Origin of the sequence: Sphingopyxis yananensis (assembly GCF_020687785.1) — a bacterium.
Taxonomy (GTDB): domain Bacteria; phylum Pseudomonadota; class Alphaproteobacteria; order Sphingomonadales; family Sphingomonadaceae; genus Sphingopyxis; species Sphingopyxis yananensis.
Window position 1 is genome coordinate 173,758 of sequence record NZ_JAJEWI010000010.1, and the last position, 16,074, is coordinate 189,831.

The window sequence follows — 16,074 nt, forward strand, 5'->3', positions numbered from 1 at the left end:
GCTTAAATCAGTGGGCATGACTATTGCCACGAACAGCTTAGACCTGATTGGAAACACCCCGCTTGTCCTGCTTAAAGGACCGAGCGAAGCGACCGGATGTGAAATCTGGGCGAAATGTGAATATGCCAATCCGGGCGGTAGCGTGAAGGATCGTGCCGCGCTCTACATTGTGCGCGATGCCGAAGAAAATGGCAGCTTGCGTCCCGGCGGCACCATTGTTGAAGGCACGGCGGGCAACACCGGCATTGGGATAGCGTTGGTCGCCAACGCATTGGGTTATAAGACGATCATCGTCATGCCGGATAACCAAAGCGCCGAAAAAATGGCCACGATTCGCGCCTTGGGTGCGGAATTGGTGTTGGTGCCGCCCGCGCCCTTCGCGAACCCCGGCCATTTTGTGCACACATCGCGCCGCATTGCCGAAGAGCGGGACAATGCGATCTGGGCCAATCAATTTGACAATATCGCGAATCGTAAAGCCCATATCATGGGCACGTCCGAAGAAATTTGGCAGCAAATGGATGGCCGTATTGACGGCTTTACCTGTGCAGCGGGCACGGGTGGTACGGTTGCGGGTATCGGTTTGGGCCTGAAAGCACATAATCCGGATATCGTGGTGGCGCTGACCGATCCGCATGGTGCGGGCCTGTATAATTATTATAAGCATGGCGAATTAAAGCCCGAGGGCAGCAGTGTTGCCGAAGGCATTGGCCAAAACCGCATCACCGCTAATTTGGAAGGTGCGCCGATTGACACGCAATTCCGCATTTCTGACGAGGAAGGTTTGGCGGTCGCACGGGCTTTGCTGCGGGATGAGGGGCTGTGTGTTGGCCTGTCGTCCGGCATTAACGTGGCGGGTGCCATGGCCTTGGCGCGCGAATTGGGCCCCGGCAAACGCATCGTCACCGTGCTGTGCGACAGCGGCTTTCGCTATCTATCCACGCTGTTCAACCCTGAATGGCTGGCCAGCAAGGGGTTGCCGCTTGACAGTTCGCCCGAACAGGATGGTGCGGCCTGATGCCGGTTTCGCCCGACGTTCTGGGCGCATCGCCGCCGCCTGCCACCGCACAGGTGGCGCCGCTTGTACCCACGGGGCACGACACCATGCGCCGTTTGCAAATTGGCATTGGCGGTGTGTTGATCATTTTGTTATTGGTGGCGATGGCTGGTCTGGCCAGTGACCGTGCGCGGCAAAATGTGCAAGGTGTCGAAATAGCTGCCCATGATAGCCAGAACACCGGCGCCGTGACCAATGCCCCGCTAGAGGAATTGGGCGTTCAGCCCGTGTCCAAGGATGGCAGTGGTGCCAAGCCAAATGGCGGCTCCCCCCTGTCATCTGATGATGGGCATATGATCAGCAATATCGGGCGTAGCAGCGTACCAGATTTGGAACCTGACCCTGAATTGGAACGGGTGCGGCAGATTAAGCACTGATGCCCATTGCCCCGATGGCCCTGCGCCGCTTGGCCCTGCGTTGCGGTGGCGGATTTATTGGGCTGGCTGTGTTGCTGGCGCTGGCTTGGTTTATGGGGTGGCAGCAGCCATTGGGGCGGCTGGACCCGGCACTGGTCATTCCGTGGTTGATGCCGATTTTATGCTGGCAGGCATGGCGGATGCGGAGGCAATCGCTTCTGGCCGCAGGCGCTAGCGCGGTGGGCTTGTTGACGGCGTTGATGGCTGTCCAAGCGGCGATGGTGCTGTTTTGGGCGGATGCGTCTGCTGGGGTGCTGGCCGCACAGATATTGGCTGTGGCCTTGGCTTTTGTACTTTGCTGGCTGATCAGTGGAATGGTTGTTCGCTGGCACCGCCTGCACGGGGCGCTAATTTTTGGCATTTGCTGCGCATTGACACTTGTGTGGTTGGTTGCGGCCCACATGGCGTTGTCAGGGGCCTATAGTCCCGCACGCGCGGGGGCGGGCGCAGGGCGCGCGATTATGATCACCAGCCTGCCGCTGCGCTGGGCAGGTAGCGACGATTTTACCGACATTTTTGCTGGCCGCACGCATGACGATATCGTGCTGCAAAAACTCGAACATCTTGGCCCGATTTCGATGGTCGATAGTTTGGACGGCACCGCGCTAACGCCTGATCAGACATTGTTTTTGGCCCATCCGCGCGCGATGACGCCGCAGGATTTGGTGGCGGTCGATGCGCATGTGCGGTCCGGTGGGCGTGCGTTGATTTTGGCGGATGCTTTGTCGTCATGGCCCGCGGCGCACCCGCTGGGCGACACGCGCAATCCGCCGATCACCAGCCTGCTGACCCCCTTGTTGGACCATTGGGGCATAATATTAAGCGCGGCTGCGCATGGTGAGGGCGGCGCGACATGGCAGGGTGGCCGTGATCATGGCCTGTGGTTGCACAGCAATGGGCGGTTCCACCGCTGGCCGCCCCAATGTCAAATCCTTGGGGATAATCGCGCGCTGACCTGTCAAATTGGGCGGGGGCGGGCCGTGATTTTGGGTGACGCTGACTTGCTTTACGCGCCCTTGTGGGAACCGGAGGGCTGGGACGCGGCGCATCTGATGAAATCGGATGTGCTATATTGGACAGCACAGCAATTATGGGGGCGTCATGTCGCGCGGCGTTGGTTACAGCCGATCTGGATCAAGCCAGAGTATCGGCGTGCGGCGGGCATCGCCCAGCTTTATGATTAACCGATTGTCCAGCTAGGCTGGTCGGGGTGGGGCGAGTTTTCGCAGCCCAATTGACCCCAATTGATGGGCAGGACATTTTCTACGGATCGCTAGCAAATGGTTATCTAAGCTCATCCAATAGGTATTGGTGCGCTCCGTTCGTTTCTGTGCGGCCAGATTGCCTGCCCCACAATGGGGGGAAATGAGGCGTTGGTGCCTGATGTGATCCAGAAATAGGCCTGAAGGGCGCGCTTTTCCCAGAATTGTATCCAAATTTGATGACAACGGGTCATCATATGGGGTGAGCGCCCCACTGGGGCAATTTTTCCCGTTTTTTCTATGATTTCAATTCTTTCCTTATGCGGGGTTGGAGGGGATTTGGCGTACGTTCCCCATTTCTGATAGGTGTTTTGCGACGAAATGGAGTTTTGGCCCCTAATTTCCCTATTTTACCCCTTTTCACCCCGATTAACTGTTGATACTCAGGTGTCGGAGAGGGGCAATCTCCACCTGACTCGATGATGCTTGGAATTCGGCATGTGATTTTCCGAGACGGGGAAGTTTTGCCCGGTGGCGCATAGGACAGGGGGCTTCTCGATGGCGGTTGTGACGCCCGGTCAATATGCTGGCACCAACTTCGCTGCGATCGACGGCAAGGGGCGCGTTGCTGTGCCCTCTCAATTCCGCAATAATGTGCCCCTCAATGCGGATGGCCAACGGGTGTTGTGGGTTGGTTTCCATGAAAAGCTGCCATGTCTTGTCGGCTATGGTCAGGATCAATATGACCGGCTGAACAGTGAAATTGAGCGCGACCGTGAAACCGCCAGATTGCGCGACATTGATTTTGATGAAGACAGTGAATTTAAAAAGCGCTTTAGTTACACCGAGCCCTATGCCCTTGATGATAGTGGACGTTTTCTACCCAGCTTCATTCACCGTGACCGCGTCGGCGATGCCGGCGCTGCGGCATTTGTGGGCAGTGGTCGGCGCTTTGAAATTTGGTGGTTGCCGACTTTGGCCGAATGTGTCGAGGCCGATCCTGTGCTGAAGCGTTTGGCCGCCGCATGGGCGGACACCAAGGGGAAGGGCAAGAAATGACCGATCTTCCTCGTGATCCGCGCCATGACCCTGTTTTACGCGACGAAATTGTCGCCGCGTTGCAAATTTCCGCTGGCGAATTGCACGCCGACGCGACCTTTGGTGCTGGCGGCTATACCCGCGCCTTGATGGCGGCCGGCGCGCAGGTTGTGGCGTTTGACCGCGACCCTGACGCCATTGCCGAAGGGCAGAACTTGGTGGCCGAAGCCAAGGGCCAATTGCGCCTGATCCATGGCCGCTTTGGTGAAATGGATCAATTGCTGGCCCAGCATGGCATTGGCGCGTTGGACGGCGTGGTGTTCGACATTGGCGTGTCGTCCATGCAGCTTGATCGCGGCGAGCGGGGCTTTTCCTTTCAATCCGATGGTCCGCTGGACATGCGCATGGCGCAAGACGGCGAAACGGCGGCGGAATGGCTGAACCGTGCTGACGAAGCGGATATTGCGGACGTGCTGTTCCATTATGGGGATGAGCGCCAGTCGCGCCGCGTCGCCCGCGCCATTGTGGCGGCCCGTCCGCTGAGCCGGACAGCGGAACTGGCCGTGCTTATTCGCAAGGCGCTGCGTCACCCGCCCGGCGCACCCAAAGACCCCGCGACCCGCAGTTTTCAAGCCATTCGCATTCATATCAATGGCGAACTGGACGAATTGACGGCTGGGTTGGAAGCCGCCGAGCGCATGTTAAAGCCCGGTGGCCGTTTGGCTGTGGTGACATTCCACAGTTTGGAAGACCGCATCGTCAAACGCTTTTTCAAAGAACGCAGTGGCAGCATGTCCGGTGGTTCGCGCCACATGCCTGTCGCCAAGGGCCAAGAAAAGGCACCGACATTCGGAACGCCCGCCAAAAAGATACGGCCCAGCAAAGAAGAAGAAGCCCGCAACCCACGGGCACGGTCGGCGACCTTGCGCAGCGCCGTTCGCACGGATGCGCCCAGTTGGACAGATGATATCGGCGGCAACGCAAAGAAGGAGGCAGGATCATGTTAATGGCAGCCCGCAAGCTTCAGGGGATCGGTCTGGTCCTGCTGGTGCTGATCTTTGCGATGTTCCTTTATCCAGTATCCTTGAAGGTCGCCGCCAAGCGCAGCGAATTGACGCGCATCGAACGGCAAATTGTCGCATCGCGTGACAATATCCGCTATTTGGAAGCGGAACTGGCCGTGCGCGCTTCCTTGCGTCAGTTGGAAAAGTGGAACGCCGAAAGCTTTGGTTATGGTGCGCCCACCGCTGAACAATATTTGTCGAACGAACGGCAATTGGCGTCGCTGGACCGTCTGCCCCATGCTGTGGGGGCCAATGATGTTGAACCGGTGTTGATGGCCATGGTCAGCCCCGTCGATTTGCAAGAATCCAAGCCCCTCCCGCAACTGGAGGGGCCGGGCCGTGCGAATAATGTTGGGCTGGGTCAAAAATCTGGACTGGTTCGCGCATCCTTTGAAATCGCCAGCGACGCATCGCCCCAAATGGTGCAGACGCGCCGCCGCGAACAATTGCGGATGATCGAGGACCAACTGCTTGCGAAGTCCACTTTGGCCCAATTAAAGGCCGACGCGGCCCGCGAAGCCGAGGCGGGTAACGCACCCAAATGAGCACATTGGTCGTCCGTCCCGCACGGAGCCAATCCGTTGGGGCGCGGCAGCAAAATTTGCTGACCGCGCAGCAACGCTTGATGATCATGATGCTGTTGTTCATCGCGGCTTTTGTGCTGATCGGTGGGCGCTTGCTTTATTATGGTCTGTTCGATGAAACAGCATCGCGCAGCGGCTATTCGGGCGCGTTTATGCCCATTCGCGCCGATATTGTGGACCGCAATGGCGTGCCATTGGCGCGGACCATCAACGGATATTCCATTCGTGTGGACCCCACGAAAATCTTGAACAGTCCAGCTTTTCTGGCGGACGAGTTGGTCAAGATTTTCCCCGATACGCCCCGATCGGAATTTTACGCCAAGCTGACGGGGGAACGATCCACCTATTTGCGCCGCCGCGCGGTGCCCGACGAAGTGGCCCAAGTCAATGCGATTGGCGAAATTGGCATTGATTTCCCCCGTGAATTGGAACGCCTTTATCCCCAAGACAGTTTGGCCGCCCATGTGCTGGGTTTCACCGATGCCGATGGACAGGGTGTCAGCGGCATTGAAGGGGCGTTTAACGAGCAATTGACCGACAAGGCGACGCGTGGGCAACCCTTCGCCGTGTCGCTGGATAGCCGCGTTCAAGGTGTGTTGGAAAGCGAGCTGACCACCGCTGTCACCAACCTAGAGGCTTTGGGCGGCGCGGGCATTATTTTAGACGTGCATAGCGGCGAAGTATTGGCCATGTCGTCGCTGCCAACCTATAATCCCAACAAATTGGCGGGCAGCAGCATGGCAGCGCGCCGCAATGCTATGACGCACAACCTGTATGAATTGGGTTCGACTTTCAAACCATTGACGGTGGCTGCCGCCATTGACGCGGGCACCGTTACCAGCATGGCCCGCCGCTATGATGCGACCCAGCCGTTGGCGATTGCTGGTTTCCGCATTCGCGACAGCCATTCGGCGGGGCGCTGGTTGAATGTGCCCGAAACATTGATGCAAAGCAGCAATATCACCACGGCGCGCATCGCGGACGAAATGGGCCGTGAAAATATGGAACATATGTTCCGCAATTTGAAATTTGATGCGCGGCCCGAAATTGACATTAAGGAACGCGCCTTTCCACTGTGGCCGCGCCATTGGGGGCGTTTGACGACGCTGACCACCAGCTTTGGTCATGGTATTGCAGTAACGCCGCTGCATTTGGCCAATGCCTATGCTGCGATGGTGAATGGCGGCATTTATCGTCCGGCCACCATCCGTAAAATTGGGGATGGTGAAGCGCCGAAGGGCGTGCGGGTGTTCAAGGAATCGACCAGCGCCCGTATGCGGCAACTGCTACGCCTGATTGTATCGGATGGCACGGGCCGCAAAGCCAATGCCCCAGGGTTTCGGATAGGCGGGAAAACCGGCAGCGCTGAAAAACCCGGTGTGGGCGGCTATCGCCGCAGCAGCTTGGTTTCGACATTTGCATCAGCGTTTCCCATGGATAACCCGCGATATGTCTTGATCGTGATGATTGATGAGCCCAAAGGAAACGCCTATAGCAGTGGTCAGCGCACTGCCGGTTGGACGGCGGCACCTGTGGTGAAAAATGTCGTTACGCGGGCAGGGCCAATGCTGGGTGTGTTTCCAGATGAAAGTCGCGATGTGGACGTTTCCGAACTGACTCCTTTGTTGAACAAGGGCGCGGAGGGAATATGACCCAGCTTTCATCCTTGCTGCCCATAGGTTTTAAAACCAGCGCCGACCCGTTGGTGACGGGGTTGGCGATTGACCACCGCAAGATTACGTCAGGCAATATTTTTGGGGCCTTTGTTGGCGAACGTGTGAATGGCGAGGATTATATTCCCGCCGCCATCGCCGCGGGGGCCAATGTCATCGTTGCGCGGCCCGAAGCACGGGTGGACGGTGCGGTGCATGTTGCGTCCGATAATCCGCGCCAATTGTTCGCCCAAATGGCGGCACGTTATTTCCCGCAATTTCCTGGCACCTGTGCGGCGGTAACGGGCACCAATGGCAAAACGTCGATTGTTGAAATGACCCGCCAATTGTGGCGCATGGCTGGTTTTCATGCGGCGTCTATTGGCACCTTGGGTATCACCACCGGCGATGACCGTGTGGTGACGGGCCTGACCACGCCGGACGTGGTGACATTTTTGGCCAATATGGCGGGTCTGGCGGCAGAGGGTGTGACCCATGCGGCCTTTGAAGCATCCAGCCATGGCTTGCATCAATATCGCACCGAGGGCCTGCCGGTTCAGATCGGCGCGTTCAGCAATTTAAGCCATGATCATCTGGATTATCACCAGACGATGGACGCTTATTTCGACGCCAAAATGCGCCTGTTCCGCGAAGTGGTGGTCGATGGAGGCGCGGCCGTGATTTGGGCGGATGATCCGCGGTCGGGCCAAGTGGCGGATATTGCGCGTGCGCGCGGGTTGCAGATGATGACTGTGGGCGCGCAGGGCGATGACTTGCGCCTAATGGACCGTCAGGTGACCGCGCTGGGCCAAATGCTGCAATTGCGCCATTTGGGCAAGGATTATACCGTCAGCCTGCCGCTGATTGGCGGCTATCAAGTGGCCAATGCGCTGGTTTCGGCGGGCATTGTCATGGCGAGCGGCCAAGATATTGGCCGGACCTTGGCCGATTTGGAACGCTTGCAGCCGGTACGGGGCCGCTTGGAGCGCGCGGGCATCAGCCGTGCTGGCGCGCCCATCTATGTGGATTATGCCCATACGCCGGATGCTTTGGGCGCTGCCTTGGATGCCCTGCGTCCCCATGCCGAGGGGCGGTTGATTTTGGTGTTCGGCGCTGGCGGCGACCGTGATCAGGCCAAAAGACCGGAAATGGGCCATGTCGCGGCGGCCAAGGCTGATGTGCAAATTATCACCGATGATAATCCGCGCGGCGAAGACCCTGCGGCAATTCGCGCCGCCATAGCGGCGGGTGCGCCCGATGCGCTGATCATTGGCGACCGCCGCCAAGCTATATCCCAAGCCATCGCCATGGCGGGCGGGCAAGATATCGTCTGCATCGCCGGCAAGGGGCATGAACAGGGCCAGATTATTGGGGCGGGCGCGGATGTGCGCGTGATCCCATTTGATGATGTAAGCGTTGCAAGAGAATGTGCCGCATGACGCCTTTATGGACAGCCAAAGCCATTGCCGCCGCGACAGGCGGCGTTGCCAGCGCGGATTTCACCGTCAAGGGCGTGGCCTTTGACAGTCGCGAGGTGCAGGCGGGTGATTTGTTTATCGCCATGAAGGGCGAGGCCAGCGACGGCCATTTCTTTATCGACAAAGCGATTGCGGCGGGCGCTGCGGCGATTTTGTGCGAAACCCATATTGATCATCCCCATGTCAAAGTGGCGGATAGCGCGGCCGCGCTGGGCGCGTTGGGCACGGCATCGCGCAATCGCAGTCATGGGCATATTATTGGCGTCACGGGATCGGCGGGCAAGACAGGCACAAAAGAGGCGCTATTTGCGGCGCTGGACCGTTTTCGGCCTGGCCGCGCCCATCGTTCGGTGAAAAGCTATAATAATCATGTCGGTGTGCCGCTCAGCTTGGCGCGCATGGGTTCGACCATGGATTATGGCGTGTTCGAAATGGGCATGAACCATGCGGGCGAATTGGCGGAATTGACGCAGATGGTCCGCCCCCATGTGGCGATTGTGACCACCATTGCCCCCGCGCATATGGAGTTTTTCGCCGACGAAAGCGCCATTGCGGACGCGAAGGGCGAGATTTTTGAAGGCTTGCAGGCTGATGGCACCGCTATCTTGCCTTATGATAGTCCCCATTATGCCCGCCTGCGCGCCAAGGCAGAGCAGCACGCCGCCCATATCGTCAGTTTCGGGCTGGGTGAGGGGGCGGATGTGCGCGCCGTTGATTGGCTGGCCGATGGACAGGGCGGGTCGATTGTCACCGCGCAGGTTCAGGACAGCTTGCTTTGCTACAGCATCGCCCAGTCGGGCGCGCATTGGGTGGCCAATAGCTTGGCCGTGCTGGCCGCCGTCAAAGCGGTGGGTGGGGATCTGCCCGCTGCTGGACTGGCCTTTGCGGAAATGGCAGGGCTGGCGGGACGCGGCGCGCGCCACCGCATATCGCTGGAACGCGGAACGGCCCGCATCATTGACGAAAGCTATAATGCCAACCCCGCGTCGATGACAGCGACGATCAAACAATTTGGTGACGAGTCGGGTGGTCGGCACATCGCCATATTGGGCGCGATGAAGGAACTGGGCGCGGATAGCGACCGCTATCATGCGGAACTGGCACCTCCACTCATCGCCGCAGCGGTGCAATTCGCCGTCTTGGTTGGCCCTGAAATGGCCCCGCTTGCCAAAGCGCTTGAGAGGGACATGGAATTGGCGCATGTGCCCGACCACGCAGCCGCCAAGGCGTTGCTGCGTTCATTGATTCAGCCAAATGATGTGGTGTTGATCAAAGGGTCGAACAGTGTTGGCCTGTCGCATTTGGTGACGGCGCTGACCAGTGGGGAATTTTAATGCTATATTGGCTGGCGGAATGGCTTGATTTTCCGGGCGTATTGAATCTTTTTCGCTATCTGAGCTTTCGTTCAGGGGCTGCGGTGGCGACGGCGCTGATTATCGGTTTGTTGATTGGTCCGCGCTTCATTGCGATGCTGCGGATGCGGCAGGGCAAGGGCCAGCCGATCCGTGAAGATGGTCCCCAAACGCATTTGGCCAAGCGAGGCACGCCAACCATGGGCGGGTTGATGATGCTGATATCCTTGATGGTATCGGCGCTATTGTGGATGGATTTGTCCAATCGCTTCGTTTGGGCCTGTATCTTTGTGACCAGCGGTTTTGCGATTGTCGGTTTTATTGATGATTTGGACAAGGTGACGAAATCCAGCCATCGCGGCATTCCGGGCCGTGTGCGACTGTTGATTGAATTTGCCATTGCGGGCGTTGCGGTTTTGTTGATTGTATCGCGCACCGGAACCGACCTATATCTGCCATTTTTCAGCGATGTGATGATCCCGCTGGGTCCGCTTTATTATGTCTTTGCGATGGTGTTGATTGTCGGTTTCGGCAATGCGGTGAATTTGACCGATGGCTTGGACGGCTTGGCCACTTTCCCCGTGATGATCGCCAGCCTGACCTTTTTGGTCATCGTTTATTTGTCGGGCAACGTGAAATTTGCCGAATATCTGGGCATTCCCCATGTGGCCGGTGCCGGTGAATTGGCGGTGTTTGCGGCGGCGATTATCGGGTCCTGCTTGGCGTTTTTGTGGTTCAATGCGCCGCCAGCGGCGGTGTTCATGGGCGATACGGGCAGCTTGGCCTTGGGCGGCGCTTTGGCGACCATTGCCGTTACCGCGCAGCATGAATTGGTGTTGGTGATTGTTGGCGGCTTGTTTGTGGCCGAAGCTATGTCCGTGATTATTCAGGTGTTCTGGTATAAGCGCACCGGACGGCGGGTGTTTAAAATGGCCCCCATTCACCATCATTTCGAACAAATTGGTTGGGCGGAATCGACCGTGGTGATCCGTTTCTGGATTATCTCGATTGTGTTGGCGCTGGCCGGTCTTGCGACGTTGAAACTGCGGTGATTAGGGCGCGCGCCTTTGCTGGTCGTCGTTATGCGGTGCTGGGACTGGCGCGTTCTGGTCTGGCGACGACCGAGGCCCTGATTGCCAGCGGCGCGGGCGTGACGGCGTGGGATGACCGCGTTGACGCGCGCGATGCCGCCATGGCCTTGGGCGCGGATATTGGCGATATTTTGTCGCTGGACCTGTCAGGTTTTGCGGGCGTGGTTGTGTCGCCGGGTGTACCGCTGAACCGCCACCCCATTGCGGCCCATGCCGCGCATCATGGCGTGCCAGTGCTGGGTGACACTGAATTATTTGCCGAGGCGCGGGCCGAATTGCCGCCGCATATATTGGTGGGCATTACAGGCACCAATGGCAAATCCACCGTCACGGCGTTAATCCATCATATGTTGCAGCAAGCGGGCTATCCCGCGTTAATGGGCGGCAATATTGGTTTGCCGATCATGGCACGTGATGCGCTACAGCCCAATGATCGCGGCAATGGCGTTTATGTGCTGGAACTCAGCAGTTACCAGATCGACCTGTCGCATCATCTGGCTTGTGATGTGGCCGTGCTGACCAATATTACCCCAGACCATCTGGACCGTTACGACGGCTTTGCAGGCTATGCCGCATCAAAAGAGCGTTTGTTTGGCATGATGAAGGCGGGCAGCCATGCGGTGATCGGCGTGGATGACGCACCATCGCGGGCCGTCGCGGACGCAATTGATAGCCACAAGGTGCGGCTATTGCGCGTGTCGACCTTGGACGTAGACCCCGCCGATCAACAGCGTTGGCCCGCCTTGCAAGGCCCGCACAATGCCCAAAATGCGGTCTGCGCCATAGCGGTTGGTCATGCGCTGGGCTTGAGCGATCAAGACATTGAGCAGGGCCTGTCCACTTACACCGCCTTGCCGCACCGCATGGAATGGGTGGCCGATCGGCGAGGTGTGCGCTATTTTAACGATAGCAAAGCCACCAATGCGGCGTCCACCGCACCGGCTTTGGCCGCCTTTCCGCCTGCTGACGGCCAGCCGCGTCTGCATTGGATTGCGGGCGGTAAGCCCAAGGGCGATGGGCTGGCGGCATGCCGTCCATCCTTTGGCAATATTCAGCGTGCCTATTTTATTGGCGAAGCGATGAATGACTTTGCCGACGAAGTGGGGGATGCGGTGCCGGTGGAGCGCAGCCAGACCATAGCTTATGCCGTGGAACAGGCCGCCGAGCATGCCAAGGCAGGGGATATTGTCTTGCTGTCGCCGGCTTGCGCCTCCTTTGACCAATTTCCCGATTATGAAGCACGCGGCGCGGCCTTTCGCGCTGCGGTGATGGCGCTAGGCGAATGAATGGCGGTCCCGACCCCATAGAAACGGCGGCGCCGCTTCGTCCCATCCTTCCCAAATCCCGCTTCAGCAAAAGGCGGGGGCCGATGCTCAGCCGCGCCGACAGTTCGCCGCTGGGCCTGTGGTATTGGGAAATTGACCGTTTGCTGTTGCTGTTGATGTCGGTGTTAATCGCGGTCGGATTGGTAGCGGTGGCGGCGGCTTCGCCGGTTTCTGCGCAAAAATTATCGTCGGGCAAAGATGTCCTCAGCCCGCTTTACTTTTTCTATCGCCAGCTTGCTTGGGTTTGTGTGGGCGTTCCGGTGATGCTGGCCATTTCGATGATGCCCAAACATGTCGCCCGCCGCTTTGCGATATATGCAGCAGGGCTGTTTGTCGTGCTGATGATGCTCGTGCCGATTGTCGGGACAGAGGTGAATGGCGCGAAGCGGTGGCTGGGCAGCGGCGTGATGCGCTTGCAACCATCAGAGTTTCTGAAGCCATTTTTCGCCATAACCTTGGCATGGATTTTGTCCCTGCGCATGAAGGGTGAAAATCTGCCGGTTGTGTGGTTCAGCTTGGGTTTTACAGCCTTTGTCGGCGCGATGTTGATGTTACAGCCCGACTTGGGCCAGACAGTGATTTTCGTCGCCACATGGTTTGTCATGGTGCTGATTGCGGGATTGCCCTTTCGCATATTGGGCTTGATGGGCGGGGCGGGGTTGGCGTCTTTGGTCGCGGCCTATTTCTTTTATCCCGTCGCGCAAAAGCGTATCAATATTTGGTTGTTCGACACGGGCGACAGTTTTCAGGTGGACCGCGCCCATGCCACGCTGACGGCGGGCGGGATATTTGGCACGGGGCCGGGTGCCGGTTTGGCCAAGTTTAAATTGCCAGAAGCGCATACCGATTATATTTTCTCGGTGATTGGTGAGGAATTTGGCCTGATAGCCTGTCTGGCGATTTTGGCGCTTTATGCGGCGATTATCATTTGTGTGCTGATCCGCTTGCTGGAAGAAGAAGATAATTTCCTGATCTTGGCGGTTTCCGGTTTGATTGCCCAATTCGGCGGGCAGGCGGTGATCAATATGGCGGTGAATACGCAGTTGTTCCCATCAAAGGGGATGACCCTGCCGTTCATCAGCTATGGCGGGTCGTCTTTCTTGGCTTTGTCGATTGGCATGGGTTTGCTCTTGTCGCTGACCCGCAGAAACCCCTATGCCGCTAGGATATCGATGACGCGGAGTTGGAATCGCAAATGACGGCCAAGCGCCACTATCTTTTGTCCGCTGGGGGAACCGGCGGGCATATGCTGCCTGCCTATGCTTTGGCACAAGAGTTGATCAACCGTGGCCACCGCGTGGCGTTGGTCAGCGATGATCGCGGGCTGAAAATCCCCGGCGCTCCGGCAGAATTGGAAACGCATGTTCTGCCTGCGGGCCGGATGAGCGGTGGGCCGCTTGGCTGGTTGAAGGCGATGAACGCCATCCGCAAGGGCCGCCGCATGGCGATGGGTTTGATCAAAGACTATGAACCCGCCGCCGTGGTGGGCTTTGGCGGCTATCCATCTTTGCCGACCTTGCTCGCCGCGCGGGCGACGCGGACAGCCAGCGTTATTCATGATCAAAATGCCGTGCTGGGCCGCACCAACCGCATTTTGGCGCGCGGCGTCAATGCCATTGCTGTGGCCTATCGTCATATTATCCGCTTACCTGCATCATGCGAAGACAAGGTGCATTTGACCGGCAACCCTGTGCGGGCGGAGATTGTCGATATTCGCCATGACGCCTTTCCGCCCTTGCCGCAGGATGGCATTTTCCGCCTGTTGGTGGTGGGCGGCAGCTTGGGCGCGACGGTGCTGAGCGATGTGGTGCCAGCGGCAATTGCATCCTTGCCCCCCGCTTTATTGGCGCGATTGCAGGTCGTGCAGCAATGCCGCGAGGCCGATTTGGAACGGGTGCGCGGCGAATATGCCAAATTGGGCGTTGCGGCGGAATGCATGCCCTATATCAAGGATTTTCCCGACCGTTTGCGCTGGGCGCATTTGGTGATTGCGCGGGCGGGGGCGTCGACTGTGGCGGAACTGGCCTGTGCAGGGCGACCAGCTATTTTCGTACCCTATCCCCATGCGATGGATGATCACCAAACGCATAATGTCGTCGATCTGGTTCACGCGGGCGGCGCGGTATCCTTTGCACAAGCCGAATTTACCGCTGCCAATGTCGCCAAACATTTGCAACAAATGGCGCTGGAAGCGGGCGCATTGGAAGATGCGGCGCGGCGCGCTGCCAGTTGCGGTTTGCCCGATGCCACGCGGGATCTGGCGGATCTGGTGGAATCGATGACGGCGCCGCCGATGATGGACATCATCCGTGTGGGCGCGCAGAAGAATAAATTACAGGCGGGCGGCATGGCTGCGGCCCGCAAAGGAGCCTTATAATGCGCGGCGTTGCCACAGATATTGGAACCATTCACTTTGTGGGCATTGGCGGCATTGGCATGTCGGGCATTGCCGAAGTCATGCACAATCTGGGGTATCAGGTCCAAGGCAGCGATATCGCCGAAGGCTATGTGGTTGAGGGGCTGCGCAAACGCGGCATCAAGGTGGTGATCGGCCATGCCCCCGAAAATGTCGATGGCGTCGCTGTGGTGGTGACATCCACCGCCGTCAAGCGCACCAACCCCGAGGTTGAGGCCGCCCATGCGCAGCGTATCCCGGTGGTGCGCCGCGCCGAAATGTTGGCCGAATTGATGCGGTTGAAATCGACGGTGGCGATTGCCGGAACGCATGGCAAAACGACGACCACATCCTTGGTGGCGGCGTTGTTGGATGCGGGCGGCATTGACCCGACCGTGATCAACGGCGGCATCATTAACAATTATGGTTCCAACGCCCGTCTCGGTGCATCGGACTGGATGGTTGTTGAGGCGGACGAAAGCGACGGCAGCTTTCTGCGGCTGGATGGCACCATTGCGGTGGTCACCAACATCGACCCCGAACATCTAGACCATTATGGCAGCTTTGATGTCATCAAAGATTGTTTTGTCGAATTTATTGAAAATGTGCCCTTTTATGGGGCAGCCATTTTGTGCCTAGACCATCCCGAGGTGCAGGGCATCATTCCGCGTATCCGCGACCGCCGTATCATTACCTATGGTTTTTCGGCGCAGGCCGATGTGCGCGGCACCAATGTGGTGTCTGGTCCCGATGGCAATCGCTTTGACGTGGTGATCCGCGACCGCGACGGCAATTTGCGAACGCTTGAGGGCGTGTTCCTGCCGATGTCGGGCCGCCACAATGTGCAAAACGCCTTGGCCGCTGTGGCCGTGGCGGTGCATATGGGCGTTGCAGAAGATAAGATTATTTCGGGCTTCCACGGCTTTGCGGGTGTGAAGCGCCGTTTTTCGCGGGTCGGGGAAATCGCGGTGAATGGCGGCGTCATCAGCGTGATCGACGATTATGCCCATCATCCCGTCGAAATTCGCGCCGTCTTGGCCGCCGCCCGCGAAGGGGTGGGTACGGGACGCGTGGTTGCGGTGGTGCAGCCCCATCGCTTTACCCGTTTGCGCGACCATATGGATGATTTTCAGCAAGCCTTTAACGATGCCGACCTGACATGGGCGATGCCTGTTTTCGCGGCGGGCGAAGCGCCCATCGACGGCGTGGATAGCGCGGCCTTGGCACAGGGGCTGCGCGATCGCGGCCACCGCAATGCCGTGACGCTGGCTGGACCCGATGCCTTGGTTGACGCGGTCAAGGACGCCATCGCTGTGGGCGAACTGGCGGCTGGTGATATGGTCATTTGCTTGGGCGCTGGCGACATCACCAAATTTGCAGCAGGTCTGGCGAAGGCCGTATCGGCGTGACAAACGCCGCG

General features: G+C 58.4%; 14 protein-coding genes. All 14 read left to right on the forward strand.

Annotated elements, in window-relative coordinates:
- The first annotated feature begins 16 nt into the window (after nucleotides 1–16).
- Entirely contained in the window at nucleotides 17–1,018 is a 1,002-nt protein-coding gene (locus LKO31_RS12350) for a cysteine synthase A (RefSeq protein WP_227690870.1), read from the forward strand.
- Entirely contained in the window at nucleotides 1,018–1,434 is a 417-nt protein-coding gene (locus LKO31_RS12355; protein WP_227690871.1) for a hypothetical protein, read from the forward strand. The genes LKO31_RS12350 and LKO31_RS12355 overlap by 1 nt, the downstream gene beginning before the upstream one ends.
- Nucleotides 1,434–2,657 (forward strand): GldG family protein, encoded by a 1,224-nt coding sequence (locus LKO31_RS12360; protein ID WP_227690872.1) that lies wholly within the window; start codon nucleotides 1,434–1,436, stop codon nucleotides 2,655–2,657. The genes LKO31_RS12355 and LKO31_RS12360 overlap by 1 nt, the downstream gene beginning before the upstream one ends.
- A 576-nt stretch (nucleotides 2,658–3,233) precedes the next feature.
- Nucleotides 3,234–3,734: a division/cell wall cluster transcriptional repressor MraZ gene (locus LKO31_RS12365; RefSeq protein ID WP_227690873.1), complete on the forward strand. Its 501-nt coding sequence runs from the start codon at nucleotides 3,234–3,236 to the stop codon at nucleotides 3,732–3,734.
- Entirely contained in the window at nucleotides 3,731–4,720 is a 990-nt protein-coding gene (gene rsmH / locus LKO31_RS12370; protein ID WP_227690874.1) for a 16S rRNA (cytosine(1402)-N(4))-methyltransferase RsmH, read from the forward strand. The genes LKO31_RS12365 and rsmH overlap by 4 nt, the downstream gene beginning before the upstream one ends.
- On the forward strand, nucleotides 4,714–5,322 hold the full coding sequence (locus tag LKO31_RS12375; RefSeq protein WP_227690875.1) for a hypothetical protein: 609 nt from the start codon (nucleotides 4,714–4,716) through the stop codon (nucleotides 5,320–5,322). Before rsmH ends, LKO31_RS12375 begins: the two co-directional genes overlap by 7 nt.
- Nucleotides 5,319–7,013 carry a peptidoglycan D,D-transpeptidase FtsI family protein gene (locus tag LKO31_RS12380; protein WP_227690876.1) on the forward strand — a complete coding sequence of 565 codons (1,695 nt, stop codon included), beginning with the start codon at nucleotides 5,319–5,321 and terminating at the stop codon, nucleotides 7,011–7,013. The genes LKO31_RS12375 and LKO31_RS12380 overlap by 4 nt, the downstream gene beginning before the upstream one ends.
- Nucleotides 7,010–8,452, forward strand: a complete 1,443-nt coding sequence (locus LKO31_RS12385; RefSeq protein ID WP_227690877.1) for a UDP-N-acetylmuramoyl-L-alanyl-D-glutamate--2,6-diaminopimelate ligase — start codon at nucleotides 7,010–7,012, stop codon at nucleotides 8,450–8,452. Before LKO31_RS12380 ends, LKO31_RS12385 begins: the two co-directional genes overlap by 4 nt.
- A complete protein-coding gene (locus LKO31_RS12390) occupies nucleotides 8,449–9,825 on the forward strand; it encodes a UDP-N-acetylmuramoyl-tripeptide--D-alanyl-D-alanine ligase (RefSeq protein ID WP_227690878.1) in 1,377 nt (458 codons plus the stop codon). The genes LKO31_RS12385 and LKO31_RS12390 overlap by 4 nt, the downstream gene beginning before the upstream one ends.
- A complete protein-coding gene (gene mraY, locus LKO31_RS12395; protein ID WP_227690879.1) occupies nucleotides 9,825–10,895 on the forward strand; it encodes a phospho-N-acetylmuramoyl-pentapeptide-transferase in 1,071 nt (356 codons plus the stop codon). Before LKO31_RS12390 ends, mraY begins: the two co-directional genes overlap by 1 nt.
- Nucleotides 10,892–12,220 (forward strand): UDP-N-acetylmuramoyl-L-alanine--D-glutamate ligase, encoded by a 1,329-nt coding sequence (gene murD, locus LKO31_RS12400; protein WP_227690880.1) that lies wholly within the window; start codon nucleotides 10,892–10,894, stop codon nucleotides 12,218–12,220. The genes mraY and murD overlap by 4 nt, the downstream gene beginning before the upstream one ends.
- Nucleotides 12,217–13,458 (forward strand): FtsW/RodA/SpoVE family cell cycle protein, encoded by a 1,242-nt coding sequence (locus LKO31_RS12405; protein ID WP_407699283.1) that lies wholly within the window; start codon nucleotides 12,217–12,219, stop codon nucleotides 13,456–13,458. Before murD ends, LKO31_RS12405 begins: the two co-directional genes overlap by 4 nt.
- The gene (gene murG / locus LKO31_RS12410; RefSeq protein WP_227690882.1) at nucleotides 13,455–14,636 is read left to right on the forward strand and encodes an undecaprenyldiphospho-muramoylpentapeptide beta-N-acetylglucosaminyltransferase; all 1,182 of its coding nucleotides are present in this window, start codon (nucleotides 13,455–13,457) and stop codon (nucleotides 14,634–14,636) included. The genes LKO31_RS12405 and murG overlap by 4 nt, the downstream gene beginning before the upstream one ends.
- Entirely contained in the window at nucleotides 14,636–16,063 is a 1,428-nt protein-coding gene (gene murC, locus LKO31_RS12415; protein ID WP_227690883.1) for a UDP-N-acetylmuramate--L-alanine ligase, read from the forward strand. The genes murG and murC overlap by 1 nt, the downstream gene beginning before the upstream one ends.
- Nucleotides 16,064–16,074: the final 11 nt, after the last annotated feature.

Coding starts and splice junctions, on each gene's coding strand:
- LKO31_RS12350 (WP_227690870.1), top strand. CDS start 17: ATGACTATTGCCACGAACAGCTTAGACCTGATTGGAAACACCCCGCTT.
- LKO31_RS12355 (WP_227690871.1), top strand. CDS start 1,018: ATGCCGGTTTCGCCCGACGTTCTGGGCGCATCGCCGCCGCCTGCCACC.
- LKO31_RS12360 (WP_227690872.1), top strand. CDS start 1,434: ATGCCCATTGCCCCGATGGCCCTGCGCCGCTTGGCCCTGCGTTGCGGT.
- LKO31_RS12365 (WP_227690873.1), top strand. CDS start 3,234: ATGGCGGTTGTGACGCCCGGTCAATATGCTGGCACCAACTTCGCTGCG.
- rsmH (WP_227690874.1), top strand. CDS start 3,731: ATGACCGATCTTCCTCGTGATCCGCGCCATGACCCTGTTTTACGCGAC.
- LKO31_RS12375 (WP_227690875.1), top strand. CDS start 4,714: ATGTTAATGGCAGCCCGCAAGCTTCAGGGGATCGGTCTGGTCCTGCTG.
- LKO31_RS12380 (WP_227690876.1), top strand. CDS start 5,319: ATGAGCACATTGGTCGTCCGTCCCGCACGGAGCCAATCCGTTGGGGCG.
- LKO31_RS12385 (WP_227690877.1), top strand. CDS start 7,010: ATGACCCAGCTTTCATCCTTGCTGCCCATAGGTTTTAAAACCAGCGCC.
- LKO31_RS12390 (WP_227690878.1), top strand. CDS start 8,449: ATGACGCCTTTATGGACAGCCAAAGCCATTGCCGCCGCGACAGGCGGC.
- mraY (WP_227690879.1), top strand. CDS start 9,825: ATGCTATATTGGCTGGCGGAATGGCTTGATTTTCCGGGCGTATTGAAT.
- LKO31_RS12405 (WP_407699283.1), top strand. CDS start 12,217: ATGAATGGCGGTCCCGACCCCATAGAAACGGCGGCGCCGCTTCGTCCC.
- murG (WP_227690882.1), top strand. CDS start 13,455: ATGACGGCCAAGCGCCACTATCTTTTGTCCGCTGGGGGAACCGGCGGG.
- murC (WP_227690883.1), top strand. CDS start 14,636: ATGCGCGGCGTTGCCACAGATATTGGAACCATTCACTTTGTGGGCATT.